Source organism: Saccharothrix syringae, assembly GCF_009498035.1.
Lineage (GTDB): Bacteria > Actinomycetota > Actinomycetes > Mycobacteriales > Pseudonocardiaceae > Actinosynnema > Actinosynnema syringae.
Genome location: NZ_CP034550.1, coordinates 2,987,452 through 3,002,643 on the forward strand (window position 1 = coordinate 2,987,452; position 15,192 = coordinate 3,002,643).

Sequence of the window (15,192 nt, forward strand, 5' to 3'; positions counted from 1 at the left end):
CGGGCGGGGCGTCCGACCACGAGTTCGATTCGAGGAGGAGAGGCCGCAGTGGTTGACCGGTACCGGCAGGTTCCCGTGGCGGTGGTCGGCGTCGGCGCGTTGCTGCCCGGTGAGCCGGGCGGCGGTGGTTACTGGCGCACCCTGGTCCGCGGGCGTGACCTGATGGTGGACGTGCCGCCGACGCGGTGGCTGGTCGAGGACCACTACGACCCCGACCCGCTGGCGCGGGACAAGACCTACGCCAGGCGCGGCGCGTTCCTGCCCGCGGTCGACTTCGACCCGGCGGCCTACGGGGTCCCGCCGCGCACCATCGAGTCCACCGACAGCTCGCAGCTGCTCGCGCTGCTCGTGGCCGAGCAGGTGCTCGGGGACCTCGCCGCGACCTCCGAGCCGGACCGGGAACGCGTCTCGGTCGTGCTCGGCGCTGGCGGGACCCCGCTGATGATCCAGGTGGGCGGCCGGGCGCAGCGCCCGGTCTGGGTCAAGGCCCTGCGGGAGTGCGGGGTGGCCGAACCGCTGGTGCAGGAGGTCTGCGAGCGCATCAGCGGCCACTACCCCGAGTGGCGGGAGGCCACCTTCCCCGGCGGCCTGGCCAACGTCATCGCCGGGCGGATCGCCAACCGCTTCGACTTCCACGGCACCAACCACGTCACCGACGCCGCGTGCGCCAGCTCGTTCGCCGCGCTGTCCACCGCGGTCGCCGAGCTGTCGCTGGGCAGGGCCGACCTGGTCCTCAGCGGCGGGGTCGACACCTACAACAACATCGAGATGTACCTGTGCTTCTCCAAGACGCCCGCGCTGTCGCCCACCGGCGACTGCCGCCCGTTCGCCGCGGACGCCGACGGCACCATGCTCGGCGAGGGCGTGGCGATGTACGCCCTCAAGCGCCTGGAGGACGCCGAACGCGACTGCGACCACGTCTACGCGGTCATCAGGGGCATCGGCACGTCGTCCGACGGCCGGGGCAGCGCCATCTACACCCCGACCCCGCAGGGGCAGGCACGCGCGCTGCGCCGCGCCTACCAGGAGGCGGGCTACGGCCCCGACACCGTCGAGCTGGTCGAGGCGCACGGCACCGGCACGAAGGCGGGGGACGCCGCCGAGGTCGCGGCGCTGCGCGAGGTGTTCGCCGAGTCCGGTCGGGACGACGAGCAGTGGTGCGCGCTGGGCTCGGTGAAGTCGCAGATCGGGCACACCAAGGCCACCGCGGGCGCCGCCGGTCTGCTCAAGGCGGTGTTCGCGCTGCACCACCGGGTGCTGCCGCCGTCGATCAAGGTCGAGCGCCCCAACCCCGAACTGGACCTCGACCGCGGCCCGTTCCACCTCAACACCGCGGCACGCCCCTGGGTGCGCCCCGCCGACCACCCGCGACGGGCCTCGGTGTCCAGCTTCGGGTTCGGCGGCACGAACTTCCACGTCACGCTGGAGGAGTACACGCCGTCGGGAGCCTCGTTCGCGCGCCGCGCCCCGCGGGCCAGGGCCGTGCCGACCGAACTCGTGCTGGTCAGCGCGCCCACCGCGAGCGCCCTGGTCGGGTGGAGCCCCGACCCGTCCCGCCCGCTCGCCGACCTCGCCCGGGACAGCCAGCGCGCCTTCGACCCCGGACAGCGGGCCCGGCTCGCCGTCGTCGCCGCCGACACCGCCGAGCTGGTGGACAAGCTCGCCCGGGTGGCGGCGGTGCTCGACCGGCGGCCGGACACCTCGTTCTCCCTGCCCGGTGGCGTGCACTGCGCCGTGGGCGAGCCGCGTCCCGGTCGGATCGCGTTCCTGTTCCCCGGCCAGGGCTCCCAGCACGTGAACATGGGCGCGGACCTCGCGATGCACTCGGCCACCGCCCAGGCGGTGTGGGACGAGCTGGGGCCGTGCCGCTTCGACGGCCGCGCGCTGCACCGCGTCGTGTTCCCGCCGCCCGCCTTCACCGACGACCGGCGGGCCGCCCAGCACGACCTGCTGACCGCCACCGAATGGGCCCAACCCGCCCTGGCCGCGGCCGAGGCGGCGCTGCTGGCCGTGCTGCGGGGGCTGGGCCTGGAGCCCGACCACCTCGCCGGGCACAGCTTCGGCGAGCTGACCGCCCTGCACGCCGCCGGGGTGCTCGACGCCGCGTCGCTGCTGCGGCTGGCCCGGGCGCGCGGCGAGGCGATGCGCGACGCCGCGGCCGACACGCCGGGGGCGATGACCGCGGTGACGGCCACCCGCGCCGAGGTCGACACCGTGCTGGACAGCTGCGGCGGCGGGATCTGGTTGGCCAACCACAACACACCCGACCAGTTCGTGCTGTCCGGCACGACCGCCGCGATCGAGGCCGCCGAGGGCAAGTGCGCCGCGCAGGGCATCGCCACCCGCCGGCTCGACGCGTCGACGGCGTTCCACAGCCCGCTGGTCGCCGCCGCGGCGCGGCGACTGGAGCGCGTCCTGGGCGACCTGGAGATCCGCGAACCCCGCATCCCGGTGCACGGCAACCAGGACGCGGCGCCCTACCCGACCGACCCGGCGGCCGTCCGGAACCGGATCGCCGGGCACCTCGTCGCGCCCGTGCTGTTCGACCGGCAGGTCGAAGCCCTCCACGAGGCCGGCGTGCGCACCTTCGTCGAGGTCGGGCCGGGCACGGCGCTCACCGGCCTGGTCGAGCGCGTCCTGGGGGACCGCGAGCACGCGGCGGTGGCCGTGCAGCCGCGCGGGCGCGACGGGGTCACCGGGTTGCACGACGCCCTCGGCCGGCTCGCCGTTCGGGGCGTCCCGCTCGACTTCGACGAGCTGTGGCGCGGGTACGACCAGCGCACCGCGCCCGCCGACACCCCGGCGCCGACCCTGACCGTGCCGATCGACGGCGGCAACCGCGGGTTGCGCTACCCGCCGGAGGGCGGCGCCGCCGCCCTGCCCGCCCCGAACCCACCCCGCGAAGAGACCCCGGTGACGCCCCAGCAGCCCGTTCCACCACCCGCCCCCTTCACCGTCCCCCTCCCCGCCGCCGGACCCGCGGCGGACAGCGGGTGGCTCGCCGCGATCGAGAGCGCCCAGCGGCACACGGCCGAAGCGCACACCGCCGTGCACCGGATGCTGGTGGAGAGCCACCAGGACTTCCTCCGGGCCTCCGAGGCGACCTTCGCGGCCCTGCTGACCGCGCAGGGCGCCGGGACCGCCGCGCCCCCGACGCCCACCGCGCCGGTTCCGGCGCCGGTCCCCCCGGCGGTGGAGCCGGCGGTGGCCTTCACCATGCCACCGGCGCCCACGTCCGCTCCGGCGCCCGCGTCCGGCACCGCACCCGCGGTCGGGTCCTCCCCGCCCCCCGACATCGTGCTCGGCAGCCTGTCCCCGGAGGAGACGGCCGACCTGGTGCTCTCGGTGGTGGCGGACCGCACCGGCTACCCGGTCGAGGTCCTCGACCTGGACATGGAGCTGGAAGCCGACCTCGGCATCGACTCGATCAAGCGGGTCGAGATCCTGGCCTCGTTCCGCGACCGGGTCGGGGAGCTGGCCGAGGCGGACATCGCCGAACTGGGGGCCTTGCGGACCCTGCGCGAGGTCATCGACCGGATCAACGGCATGGCCGTCGCGGGCGACGCGGTCGACGCGGTGTCCTGGCGGGCCGTCGAGCCCACCACCGACCACGAGGCCCTCGGCGCGGACACCCGGGAAGCCACCAGGCTCGCCGTGCGCGTGGTGCCCGTGCCGGCACCCGACCTGGCCCTCGCCGGTGTCGCCGGCGGCTCGTTCGCCGTGCTCGACGGTGGTTCCGGGCTCGCCGACGAGGTCGCGGCCGAGCTGGACCGGCACGGCGTCGCGGCCCGCGTCGCGGACCGGGTGCCCGACGACGCCACCGGCGTGGTCCACCTGGCGGGCCTGGCGGCCGTCGGGTCACCCGCCGAGGCGCTCGCCCGGCAGCGGGAGGTGTTCACCGCGGCGCGCGCGGTCGCCGAGCGGTTCACCACCGGGGGCGGCGTGTTCGTGACCGTGCAGGACACCGGCGGCGACTTCGGCGTCCGCGCGGACCGGCCGGAACGCGCCTGGCTCGGCGGTGTCGCCGCGCTGGCCCGCACCGCGGCCGCGGAGTGGCCCGCCGCGTCGGTCAAGGCGATCGACTGCGAACGCGGCGACCGGTCCGCCGGGGCGGTCGCGGCGGCGATCGTGGCCGAACTGCTGCGCGGCGGCGGCACACCCGCGGTGGGGCTGCGCGCCGACGGCACCCGCCTGGTCCCGACCGCGGTGCCCGCCCCGGTCGCCCCGGGGGCCGAAGCCAGGATCACCGCGGACTCCGTGGTCGTCGCCACCGGTGGCGGGCGCGGGGTGACCGCGGCGGCGCTGCGCCGGCTCGCCGGGACCCATCGGCCCAAGCTGGTGCTGATCGGCCGCACGGAGCCGGCCGACGAACCGCCCGGCCTGGCCGACGCGGTCGACGAGGCGGCGCTGGTCAGGGCGTTGGCCGGGCAGGACGACGGGAGCACCGCGCCGAGGGAGCTGGCGCGGCGGGCGCGGCGGATCCTCGCCGCGCGCGAGGTGCGCGCGACGCTCGACGCGCTGGAGCGCGCGGGCAGCCCGGTGCGGTACCTGGCGGTCGACGTGCGCGACGAGGACGCGCTGGCCGACGCGCTCGCCGGGGTGCGCCGCGACTGGGGGCCGATCACCGGCCTGGTGCACGGCGCGGGCGTGGTCGCCGACAAGCGGATCGCCGACAAGACCGACGAGCAGTACGACCGGGTCCTCGACACCAAGGTCGGCGGGCTGCGCGCGCTGCTCGCCGCGACCCGGACCGACCCGCTCGACCTGGTGGTGCTGTTCTCCTCGGTCGTCGCCGCCACCGGCAACCCGGGCCAGGCCGACTACGCCGCGGCGAACGAGGTGCTCAACCACGTCGCGAGCGCCGAGCGGGCGGCACGGCCGGACGCGCTCGTCCGCGCCATCGCCTGGGGCCCGTGGGACGGCGGCATGGTCACCCCCGCGCTCGCCCGGCACTTCGACGCCGCCGGCGTGCCGCTGCTCTCCGCGGACGCCGGTGCGGAGGCGTTCACCCGGGAGCTGGCCGCGGGCGGGGAAGACACCCGGGTCGTCGTGGTCGCGAGCCCCGACCTGCCCGCACCGCCGGCCGCCCCCGCCGAGGCGCGCGTCACCGCCGCGACCCACCCGCACCTGGTCGGTCTCGACGGCCTGCCCCCGGCGCAGGCGCTGAGCTGGCTGGCCGGCGCGGCCGTCGACCGGCGCCCCGGTCACCGGCTCGTGCTCCGCGACTTCCGGGTGCTCGGCGCGGCCCCCCTGCCGCGCCTGGACCCGGGCGGCCACGTGTTCACCGCGGTCCGGGCGGGCGAGCACCTCGAACTGCGCGACGACGACCAGGTGCCCGTGTTCTCCGCCGAGGTCGACACCACATCGGACAGCGGGTTCGCGCCCGTCCCCGACGACGTGCGGGACCAGTCGGACGACCCCCGCGCACCGGGGTGGCCGCGCGACCGCGGCCCGCTCGACGCCGCGGCGGTCGACGGCGCCCTGCGCCTGGCCGCGCGGTGGGCGGAGCGCGAACTGGGCGGCGCGGCGCGGCTGCTCGGCATCGCCGGCGTCCGGGCGGACGGGCCCGGACACCGGGAGGTGTCGCGGTGCGTGGTGCACACCGGACGTCCGCACGGCGCCGGCACGCGGTGCGACGTCGTGCTGCTGTCGGACGACGGTGCGCCGGCGGTGGAACTGCTGGGGGTCGAGTTCGCGCGGCGGCAGGGATGAGCGCGTCCGACCGAACCCCCCTCGGCGGCGGGGGCACCCCACCGCGCCTGGTCGTGTTCTCCGGCCGGGACCGGCGCGACGTCCTGGCCGCGGTGGACGCCGGGCGAACCGGCGGTGACGGCCCGGCCCGGCTCGTCGTGGTGGACGACGGCCGCGCCGACCGGTCGGCGGCGGCCCGCCGCTGGCTCGCCGAGGGCGGGGTCAAGCCGCCCCGCGCGCACTACCGCGAGCACCCGGTCGACGGCGAGGTCGCGTTCGTCTACACCAACGGCTCCGCCGCGGACCCCGGCGGCGGTGTGCTCGACCGCATCCGGGCGGCCACCGAACTGGCCGTCGCGCACACCCGGACGAGCACCGCCCTGGGGTTGGACCCGCGGGCCGCGATCGGCTACTCGTCGGGCGAGACCACCGCGCTGATCGCGCTGGGCGCCTGGTCCGACGCCGAGGGGCTGTACCGGGACGCCCGCGACAGCGGCCTGTTCACCCACGACCTCACCGGCGAGCTGCGGGCCGTGCGCCGCGCCTGGGCCGCGCTCGGCGTGCCGGGCGAGCGCTGGGCGACCTACCTGGTCACCCTGCCCGCCGACCGGGTGCGGGCCGCGTTGGCGGGGGAGCGCGCCGTGCACCTGATGGCGGTCAACGCCCCCGACGTGTGCGTCGTCGGCGGCGAGGCGCGGGCGTGCGCCGACGTGGTGCGCGGGCTCGGCCCCGCCAACGCGGTCCGGGTGGACTACGACCTGGCCGCACACGCGCCCGAGCTGGCCGGGGTCCGCGACCGCTGGCGGGCGCTGCACCTGCGCCCCACCACCCCCGTGCCGGGCGTCCGGTTCCACAGCGGCGCCACCACCGGCTGGTACGAGGCGACCGCGGAGGCCGCCGCCGACGCGGTCACCGCGCAGGCCCTGGGCACCGTCGACTTCGCCGGCACCGTCGAGCGGGCCTGGGCCGACGGGGTGCGGGTGTTCGTCGAGCACGGTCCGCGCGCGCTGTGCACGGGGTGGGTCAAGCGGGTGCTCGCCGGGCGCGAGCACGTCGCGGTCGCCTGGGACGGCGGGACGGGCGAGCCGGTGGACCGGGCGCGCGACGCGGTCGCCGAACTCGTCGCCGCGGGCGTCCGCGTGCGCGTGGAACACCTGTTCGGCGGCGAGACCACCGCCCGGCCGCGCACCGACCCCGTGGTGGTCCTGCCGCCCGCCCCCGAGCTGCCCCCGGTCGTCCGCCCCGTCGACCGGGCCCGGCCGGCGGCGGTCCTGGTCGAGCACCACGCGCGGCTCGTCGCGACCCACCGGGACGTGCTGGCCGCCCACGTCGAGTCGCACCGGGCGTTCCTCGCGGCCCGGCAGGCGCAGGTGACCGCGCTGGGCCGACCCGCCCCCGTCCCCGCCCACCCCGTCCCCGCCCGCCCGAGCTTCGACCGCGCGCGGCTGGAACGCCTCGCCACCGGCCCGCTCTCGGAGGTGTTCGGGCCGCGCTTCGCCGAACTGGACGCCCGCGCGGTGCGGACCGGCGTCCCCGCACCCCCGATGCTGTTCCTGGACCGGGTCCTGGACCTCGACGCCGAGCCCGCCGCGCTGGTCACGCCGGGCGCACACCCCGCGGGCACGATCCGCACGGAGACCGACGTGCGGCTGGACAGCTGGTACCTCGACCCCGCGGGTCGGATGCCCGCCGGGCTCGCGGTCGAGGCCGTGCAGTCGATCGCGCTGCTGGCCGGGTGGCTGGGCGCGGACCTGCGCCACGACGGCGACCGGGTGTTCCGGCTGCTCGGGTTCGAGGTGACCCACCACGGCGAGGCGCCGCGCGCGGGGGAGACGCTGCGCCACCACGTCACCGTCGACCGGTTCGTCGAGCACGACGGCGTGCTGCTGTTCTCCTTCCGCTGCGACGGCTCGGTCGACGGCGAACCCCGCCTGACCGTCCGCAACGGCCAGGCCGGGTTCTTCAGCCGCGCCGAACTCGACGCCGCCGGCGGCGTCCGGTGGAGCCCGGCCGACCTGGAGGCGGCCGGCCCGGAACCGGCCGACGACCACGAACCCGGTCCACCACGGGCACGCCGCGGCTTCACCGCCGAGCAGGTCCGCGCCTTCGCCGACGGCCGCCCGGCGGACTGCTTCGGCCCCGACTGGGCGTGGACGCGCTCCCACGTGCGCACACCCCGCATCGACGGCGGCCGGGCGCTCATGCTCCACGAGGTCGTCGACCTCGACCCGGCGGGCGGTCCCCTGAAACGCGGCCACCTCAAGGCCCGGGCGCCGATCAGCCCCGACGACTGGTACTTCACCGGGCACTTCCCCGGCGACCCCTGCATGCCCGCCACCCTCATGCTCCAGGGCGGCCTGCAGGCCATGGCCTTCCACCTCGCCGCCCTCGGGTTCACCGCCCGCCGCGACGGGTGGCGGTTCGCCCCGGTCACCGACCTCGCCACCACCGTCCGCTGCCGCGGGCAGGCCACCCCGCGCAACGCGGAGGTCGTCTACGAGGTCTTCGTCCGCGCCGTGCACGCGCGGCCCTTCCCGACGGTGCGCGCGGACCTGCTCGTCACCGTCGACGGGGTCAAGGCCCTGCACGCCGCCGACGTCGGCGTGCGGCTGGTGCCCGACTGGCCGCTGGACCACTGGCGGCACCTCGGACCTCCCCGCGTGCGGGCCACGGGGCGGCCCGTGCCCCTGCACCAGCTCGGCGGGCTCGTCGGGCACCGCGAGCGGGGCGCCGTGGCCACGACGAACGGGGTGGCGCTGGACTACGCGGCCGTGCTGGCGTGCGCGTGGGGCAACCCCGGCGCCGTGAACAGCCTGGCCGAGGGCGTCGACGGCACCGAGCACCTCGCGCGGCTGCCCGGTCCGCCGTTCCTGTTCATCAGCCGGGTCGTCGCCGTGGAGGGCGAACTCGGCGGCATGGCGGCCGGGGCGTCGGTCGTCGTGGAGTACGACGTGCCGGACGAGGTGTGGTACTTCGAGCAGAACGACCACCCGGTCATGCCCCTGGCCGTGCTCATGGAAGTGGCGCTGCAACCGTGCGGGTGGCTGGCCGGCTACACCACCGGCACGCACAACGTCGGCCTGCGCTACCGCAACCTCGACGGCACCGGCACGGTCACCGGCGAGATCGGCCCCGCGACCCGGACCGTGCGGACCCACGTCGAACTGGTGTCCCTGTTCCGCCTCGGCGGCGTCATCATGACCGGGTTCACGGTGCGCTGCCTCGCCGACGGCGCACCGGTCTTCACCACCGACCCCGTCTTCGGGTTCTTCCCGGCCGAGGCGTTCGACGACCAGCGCGGGCTGCCCGCGACCGACGCCGACCGCAGGCGCGTCGAAACGCCGGGCGACCACGTCGTCGACCTGACGGCCCACCCGCCGCACGGGATGCCCGGCCCCATGCTGCTGATGCCCGACCGGATCACCGACCACCGCCCGACCGGCGGCGCCGCCGGGCTGGGCGCGCTGCGCGCCGAGATCGACGTCGACCCCGACGCGTGGTACTTCAAGGCCCACTTCTTCACCGACCCCGTCCAACCCGGCTCCCTCGGGGTCGAGGCGATGACCCAACTGCTGCGCTACCACCTCCTCCGCGGCGGGGCGGAGCTGCCGCCGGGCACCCGCTTCGAACCGGTGCTGCCCGACCGCGAGGTGAAGTGGAAGTACCGGGGCCAGGTCACCCCCGACAGCGGGCTGGTCACCATCGAGGTCGAGGTCCGCGAAGCCGGCGAGGACGAACGCGGCCGCTACGCGGTGGGCGACGCCTCGCTGTGGTGCGACGGCCTGCGCATCTACGAGGTCACCGGGCTCGGCGTCCGGGCGGTCCCCGGGGACCGCCCGGCCGTGGTCGACCGGGTGCTCGACCCGGAGGTCGACACGTGGGTGCGGGCACACGCCCCGACCTGGACCACCCCGGTCCTGCCGCTGGCGTCGGTGCTCGACCGGCTCGCCGCCGCGGCCGCCACGCGCACGGGGCGCGACGTGGTCGGCGTCCGCGACCTGCTGGTGCACCGCTGGATCGCCGTGCCGGGCCCGCTGCGGTTGCGGACGGAGGCGACACCCGGACCCGACGGGGTGAACACGCGGCTGCTGCTGGCCCGCGACGGGGGCTTCGACGAGGTGGCGCGGGCGGTGGTGCTCGTGGACGGGCCGCCGGCCCGCCCCGGGCCGTTGCCGCTGCCCGACGACCTGGAGCTCCAACCCGACATCTACGACTCCGCCCACCAGTTCCACGGACCGGAGTTCCACTACATCACCGCCTGGTGGGTGGGCGCGGACGGCGCGCGGGCGCTGCTGGACATCGACCGCGGCCGGGTGCCGCGCGGGCAGCTGCACCAGGGGGTGCTCGACGCGGCGTTGCAGGCCGTGCCGAGCTTCATGCTGAACCGCTGGACCCCGGCCGCCGCGGGGAAGGTGGCGATCCCGCGCGGGGTCGCCGAACTGGACCTGTTCGAGCCGGTCCCCGACAGCGGGACCGCGGAGGTCCGCATCGGGTGGGCGGGCTTCGACGGGGGCAACGAGTCGTACCCGGCCTTCGACGTGCAACTGCTGGTGGGGGGACGGGTGGTGGTGCGGATGCGCCAGGTCAGCGCGCTGGTCCCGGCCGGCCGGTACGAGCGGTGCACACCCCGCCGGGTCCGGGACTTCGCGTTGCGGCGCTCGGTCGAACCGCTCGGCCCGGCCCGCTCCGAGGGCGACCGGACCGTGCTCACCGCCGGCGAACTCGCGCTGTGGGAAGGGCTGCCCGGCACCGCGGCCCGGGTGTTCGACCTGCCGACCGGTCACGTCCGCGACCCCCTGGCGCTCCTGGCCGTCAAGGAGCACGTGGGGCGGCTGGCGGCGGTCCACCCGTCCGCGGTCGCGGTGAGCGCGGACCTGCGCACCGCCACCGTTCCCGGCGACCCCCGCGCACACCGGGTCGAGGTGACCAGGACCGGTGGCGCGGTCACCGTCCGCACGGCGGGGGGAGCGTCGTGACGCCCGCGACCGACCGCTGGTCCGTGCTCGGCCTGGGCGTGCACACCGCCGGGTTCGCCACCCTCGACGCCTTCGAGCACGCGCTGTCCGAGGGGACCGCCGACCTCGCCGGCACCGTCGACGACCGGGACAAGGCCGCGGCCCTCGCGGTCGAGCAGGCCGCCGGCGACACCACCGGCGTCCCGGTGGTCCGCGTCGACCGGGTGGGCGCCGCACTGCACCGGGTGCGCGACGGGGGCGCGGTGCTGTGCGCCTCCGGCGACTACGGCGCGGTCGCCCTGCGCGTGGCACCGGGCACCCGGTCCGACGCCTACGCCACCCTCGAAGCCGCCCCGCCCGGGGCGGACGCGACCCCGGGGCTGGCCGCGGGCGCCGGTGGCGAACCGGTGGCCGTCGTGCGGGCGGCCCTGTGCCTGCACCACCACCACCTGCCGTCCGCCCGGGGTGGCGTGCGGCTGTGGATCGGGTCGCGGCGCACCGCCGTCGTCGGCGACGTGCTGCTGTCGGCCGCGGCCCGACCCGTGCGGACCTCCTGGAGCCGCGCCACCCCGCTGGCGCTGCTGCCGGTGTGCGGCCGCGACGCGGCCGACCTGGGCCGAGCCCTCGCGGGCATCAGGGACGCGGTGGCCGGCGGTGCGGACGTGGTCGACCTCGCCCGGCAGCACGCCGGCGACCTGCCCGCCGCCCGGCTGCGCGCCGTCCTGTGCGTCACCCCCACCACGGTCGCGCGGGAACTCGACCGGGCGGCCTCCACGCTGTCCGCCGTGATCGGCGCGGGGGCCGACTGGTCCAGCCCGGCAGGCGGCTTCTGCGCCGCCGACCCGATCGGCCCCGACGGGGGAGTGGCGCTGGTCTACCCGGGCATGTTCAGCTCCTACGCGGGCGGCAGCCGGGAACTGCTGCGCTGCTTCCCCGACGTGCTCCCGGCCCTGGACGCCGTGACCGACGACTCGGCCCGGCACCGCCCCGAGCACGAAGCGGTCGGCCTCCTGGAAGGGGAGGACACGGACGACGTGCTGGCGCGCACCCTGGCCGCCCAGGTCAGCGGCGCGGCGCAGACCGACGCCCTGCGCGGCCTGCTGCCCGGCAGCCGGTTCGGCGCCCTCGGCTACAGCCTCGGCGAGATCAGCATGGCCGTCGCCACCGGCCGCCGGTCGTGGCGGGCGCGGGACCTGGGGCAGGCCCTCGACGTGGTGGCCTCCTACCGGGCGCCGGCCCCCCGGTCGTGGGGGTCGCGGGTCGTCCTCGCCACCGCCGACGACGTGCGGCGGCTGCTGCCCCGGTTCCCCGGCGTCCACCTCACGCACGTCAACACCCCCGGCGAAGTCGTCATCGCGGGCGACCCGGGGCGGTGCCGGGCCCTCGCCGACGACCTGGGCCGACCCAGCATCGCCACCGCCCGCAGCCACCTGTTCCACACACCGCTGTTCGACTCCCACCGCATGGCACCCCTGTTCCGCGGCGACGACGACCCCGGCTGGGGAGCGGAGGTGTTCACCGGGCTGCGCGGCCGGCTCCTCGACGGACCGATCCGCGACGACCTGCTCGACGGCCTGCGGTCCACACTGGACTTCCCGCGCCTCGTCCGCGCGGCCTACGTGCGCGGCTACCGCTACTTCGTCGAGGTCGGCGCCGGCGGGACGACGTCGACCTGGATCGCCACCACCCTCCGCGGCCGGCCCCACGTCGCGGAGGGCGTGGAACGACGCGGCGCGGCCGGCGCCGCCGGCGCGGCCAGGCTGTTCGCCCGCCTCATCAGCCACGGAGCACCGATCGACCCCGCACCGTTCCTACCGACCCACCGGGAGCACCCGTGACCACCGCCGTCCCCACCCACGCCGAAGCACTGGCCGTCGTGCGCGGGGAACTCGCCCGGCAACTGGCGGTGGACGTCGAGCTGATCCCGCCCACCGCCCGCGTCTACGAGCTGCCCGAGGTCGACTCGATGAAGCTCATGGCCGCACTCGTGGCGATCGAGCAGCGGTACGGCGTCACCGTCGAGCAGTCGGCGGAGGTCGTGCACCTCACGATCGACGAGCTGACCGCCATCCTGGTCACCACCATCGAGGGACAACGAGCATGACCACCGCCACGACCCGACGCCCGGTCGGCCGCACCAGCCGACGGCGACTCCTGCTGGCGGCCGCGCCCACCGCGCTCGCCGCCACCGCCCTGCTCACCGGCATCGCCCGAGGCGCGGTCGGCGTCTCGTTCAGCAGCGACACCCCGTTCACCATCACGCTCGACCGGCTGGAGGCCACCGGCTTCGGCCTCGGCCTGTCCGCCTCCACCGCCGCCCCCGGCACGGCCACCCTGCTCACCCGCCTGGGCAGCGCCGAGATCACCGGCCTGTGCCAGTCGGCGAGCATCGACCTGCCGGTCATCGGCACGGTGACCACCGTGCTGCGCGCACCGCACGCCACCGCGACCGACCTCGTCCTGGAGACCCGGCACATCGCCGGCGCGCTGGACCTCCGGCAGTTCGCGCTGGGGCCGACCGCGCCCAGCGCGACCGTCGACTACCAGGCGGCCACCGTGACGCTGCAGGACGCCACCATCAGCGCCGGGGCCGCCACCGCCGGCACGTTCAAGCTGGACGGCGTCGACATCGGCCACCAGGTCGGTGGCGAGGGATGCCGCACCGGGGCCGACCGGTGACCGGCTTCACCCGCTGGCGCAGGTCGTGCCCCTTCACCGCGGGCGTGCTCACGACCCTCGCCGGCGCCGAACTGATCGCCGTGATCGCCACCTCGACCGGCGTGCTGCGCTTCTCCGGCACCGGGGCCACCGCCGGCTGGGTCCTGGGCGCGCTGCTCGTCGTCGCGGGCCTCACCCTGCTGTGCCAACCCGTGCTGCGCCACTTCGCCGGCGCCGTCGCCCTGGTGTGCGGCCTGCTCAGCCTCGTGCAGACCAACCTGGGCGGCTTCCTGCTCGGTTTCCTGCTCGCCGCCACCGGCGGCGTGCTCGCGCTGGCATGGGTACCGGTCCACGACGCGTCGCCGCGAGGCGGCGAACCGGCCAACCCGTGACCCGGACCACGACGGAGGGATGAAGAACTACCGCACCGCAACTTCGCACCGGGACGTCGAGTCGTGACGATCGTGCACCCCGGACGACGTTCGCCGCCGCCGTGCGGCAGGGCGGCGCGTCCGCCTACACCGACAGCTTCGGCCGGGCGTCCTGCAACGCCGACATCCCCACCGTGGTCCCCGCCTCCCCCGGACCACGCGGTTCCCGGCGGCACGCCGATACCCTGCGGCCGGCCAACCGGGTCGGGGCGCGGGACCCCGGACACGCGTCGGGCCCGCCGGTGTGAACCGGCGGGCCCGAAAGTGCTCGCGTCAGCCGTGGGCGCGGTGGCCCCGGCTGGTGACCAGGTGGTAGACGGCCAGCACCACGATCGAGCCGAGGATGGCCAGCAGCCAGGTGCTCAGGTCGAAGAAGCTGCCGATGTCCGAGCCGAAGAGCGCGCGGCCGATGAAACCGCCGAGGATGGCGCCCACGATGCCCAGCAGCATCGTGATGACGATGCCACCGGGGTCCTTGCCGGGCATGACGGCCTTGGCGATGGCGCCGGCGATGAGACCCAGAACGATCCAACCCAGGATGCCCACAGTGCTTCCTTGTCCTCGTGCCACACCGTCTCTGCAACGCGGCGTGATCGTTACAGGCGCCGGGGTGCCCAACTCGCACGGATCTCACACCTCCCGCCGTGATGTCGTGGGCACCGGGTCCCGGGAGGTCGCCACCGCACCGCCGCTCCCGAGCCCTCGCCGTCCTGGTCCGGGCGGGGCCACCCGCCTGTCGAGCGGCACGCGTTGACCGGGCTACCCGCCCGAACGGGAGGACCCGACAGGCGGGAGCAGGCGCCCGACCGCCCGGAGCAGCGCCCGGAACTCCACCCCGTTCGGTCGCACGCGCAGGCCGGCGTACAGGAACGCGTCCGCGTGCTCCACCATCCGGACGATCCCGCCGCCCTCGACGTCGAACCTGGTCACGTAGCTGTTGCGGTAGGGCTTGCCGGTGCGGGCGACGACCATGTCCCCCTTGCCGCAGAAGAAGATCCCGCGCGCCGACGCGGTCCACCCGTGGTCGCGCCAGGCGAGCGGGGTGAACTTGTCGAACAGCGCTCCCGTGTAGGCGAGCACCTCCGCCCGGCCCCTGAGGTCGGCGACGCAGATCCCCTTCCCCCGGCCGGCGATGACGTCGGCGACGCCGTCCGGTGTCCTGGTCCTGCGGGAGTGCACGAACAACTGCCGCACGTCGGGCGCCAGCGTCGCCGCGACGGCGTCGAGGTCCTTCGCCTCGACCGCGCGGACGAACTCCCGGGCCGGTTCGAGCGCTGCCGCCGGTTCGGGGGTGGTCATGCGCCCACCCCCTCGTCGAACCCCGGGCAGACGCACCCCGGGCAGACGAACTCCGCGCTGTCATCGTCGTGCCGCGGCCACATCCGCTCGCGGCGGTACCCACCGGTCATGGTCCTGAACCTGCGGGAAGCCGTGCGCGCGGGGAAGACCCCGCCGAG

8 protein-coding genes are annotated in these 15,192 nt (G+C 76.4%); 6 read left to right on the forward strand and 2 right to left on the reverse strand.

All coding sequences use genetic code 11. The features are described from left to right. The first annotated feature begins 48 nt into the window (after positions 1–48). The 6 genes from EKG83_RS13810 to EKG83_RS13835 are packed head-to-tail and all read left to right on the forward strand — an operon-like array spanning position 49 to position 13,696. Positions 49–5,712: a type I polyketide synthase gene (locus tag EKG83_RS13810; protein ID WP_033434563.1), complete on the forward strand. Its 5,664-nt coding sequence runs from the start codon at positions 49–51 to the stop codon at positions 5,710–5,712. After that, entirely contained in the window at positions 5,709–10,667 is a 4,959-nt protein-coding gene (locus EKG83_RS13815; protein ID WP_051766764.1) for an acyltransferase domain-containing protein, read from the forward strand. Before EKG83_RS13810 ends, EKG83_RS13815 begins: the two co-directional genes overlap by 4 nt. Next, the gene (locus tag EKG83_RS13820) at positions 10,664–12,484 is read left to right on the forward strand and encodes a hypothetical protein (protein ID WP_033434562.1); all 1,821 of its coding nucleotides are present in this window, start codon (positions 10,664–10,666) and stop codon (positions 12,482–12,484) included. The genes EKG83_RS13815 and EKG83_RS13820 overlap by 4 nt, the downstream gene beginning before the upstream one ends. Continuing rightward, the gene (locus EKG83_RS13825) at positions 12,481–12,750 is read left to right on the forward strand and encodes an acyl carrier protein (RefSeq protein ID WP_033434561.1); all 270 of its coding nucleotides are present in this window, start codon (positions 12,481–12,483) and stop codon (positions 12,748–12,750) included. Before EKG83_RS13820 ends, EKG83_RS13825 begins: the two co-directional genes overlap by 4 nt. Further along, positions 12,747–13,325: a DUF6230 family protein gene (locus tag EKG83_RS13830; protein WP_033434560.1), complete on the forward strand. Its 579-nt coding sequence runs from the start codon at positions 12,747–12,749 to the stop codon at positions 13,323–13,325. Before EKG83_RS13825 ends, EKG83_RS13830 begins: the two co-directional genes overlap by 4 nt. Then, complete coding sequence (locus EKG83_RS13835; protein WP_153278059.1) at positions 13,322–13,696, forward strand: DUF6114 domain-containing protein; 375 nt, start codon at positions 13,322–13,324, stop codon at positions 13,694–13,696. The genes EKG83_RS13830 and EKG83_RS13835 overlap by 4 nt, the downstream gene beginning before the upstream one ends. Before the next feature lie 312 nt (positions 13,697–14,008). Here EKG83_RS13835 and EKG83_RS13840 read toward each other — a convergent pair whose 3' ends face one another. Next, positions 14,009–14,281: a GlsB/YeaQ/YmgE family stress response membrane protein gene (locus EKG83_RS13840; RefSeq protein WP_153278060.1), complete on the reverse strand. Its 273-nt coding sequence runs from the start codon at positions 14,279–14,281 to the stop codon at positions 14,009–14,011. A gap of 213 nt (positions 14,282–14,494) precedes the next feature. Continuing rightward, the gene (locus tag EKG83_RS13845; RefSeq protein WP_033434558.1) at positions 14,495–15,034 is read right to left on the reverse strand and encodes a nuclear transport factor 2 family protein; all 540 of its coding nucleotides are present in this window, start codon (positions 15,032–15,034) and stop codon (positions 14,495–14,497) included. Positions 15,035–15,192 lie beyond the last annotated feature (158 nt).